Raw genomic sequence first — 1,048 nt, 5'->3', positions numbered from 1 at the left:
CACAACGCCCGCACGCAGTACCAAACCGCGCAACAAGCCTTCAGCAGCAAACAGCAAGCACTACGCTTACCAGTCTACACTCCATTCCCAGATTCACCTGTCAAAGATCATCCGCCAGGGCCAAGGTCCTGAGACCCGGCGCCACTTGCGGCGGTTTTGGAAGCACGCGCCCCGCAAGACCCGAGGGCCGCGGGAAACATCCGTCAGACTGAACCGCGCCTGCCACGGCAGGGCCGCGGCTCGGCATCGCATGGCGATGCCGATCGGCTAGGTCAGTCTCCGACGGGCTTTTGCGCTCGGCGCAGCCGAGCACAAAAATGGAGGCAAACGGATTCGAACCGATGACCCCCTGCTTGCAAAGCAGGTGCTCTACCAGCTGAGCTATGCCCCCGTAGTGCCGCAACCCGCAGATCCCGGAGGACCCGACAGGCTGCACCTCGCCTGCCGCGGCAGTGCCGCGGCTTGCCCGCGCGCTCGCGCACGCCGGCAACCGGCTCGTGGCGTTGATCCCCTTTGGGGCTCAATCCGGGGGATTTTCCTCGCGGCTCACCGCAGGAAAATGGGCCAGGGAGGACTTGAACCTCCGACCCCACGCTTATCAAGCGTGTGCTCTAACCAACTGAGCTACTGGCCCCCAACCGACGTCAGCCGGACCCCGACAGGCGCCAGGGCCCGAGGAGCCCAGTAGCCAGCCAGGGCCGGATCACGGAATGGAAGAAGGATGCGCGGACGGCGCCGACCTCGAAAGATCGGGCACGCCGAGCGGGATCATCCCAGTGGCCAGCAGGGCTGGCCGGACGCGATGGTGAATGGATCGGAATGCGCCAGGCACCGAACCCTCCCTCCGGAGGACAGCGGCCCCAGCATCGCTCGCGGGCGATATAGTCTTGTTCAGGACCCAGGCAGCTGAGCGCCGGAACGCTCACCCCACACAGGTTCCTTGAAAGGAGGTGATCCAGCCGCAGGTTCCCCTACGGCTACCTTGTTACGACTTCACCCCAGTCACTGACCCTACCGTGGTCGCCTAGCTCCTTGCGGTTACCGCAGC

Annotated in this window: 2 tRNA genes and 1 rRNA gene; all 3 read right to left on the bottom strand. The window is 64.9% G+C overall.

The annotated features are described in order from the left end of the window. Positions 1 to 318 precede the first annotated feature (318 nt). Positions 319 to 391, bottom strand: a tRNA-Ala gene (locus E2C06_RS36635). Positions 392 to 560: 169 nt separating this feature from the next. Next, positions 561 to 634 (bottom strand) — tRNA-Ile (locus E2C06_RS36630). A 309-nt stretch (positions 635 to 943) separates the two neighbouring features. Continuing rightward, a 16S ribosomal RNA gene (locus E2C06_RS36625) occupies positions 944 to 1,048 on the bottom strand; the annotation flags it as partial.

This window comes from Dankookia rubra, assembly GCF_004355005.1.
Lineage (GTDB): Bacteria > Pseudomonadota > Alphaproteobacteria > Acetobacterales > Acetobacteraceae > Paracraurococcus > Paracraurococcus ruber_A.
The sequence above is the reverse complement of the archived record's forward strand: the minus strand, read 5'-3'. Positions and strand labels throughout refer to the sequence as shown.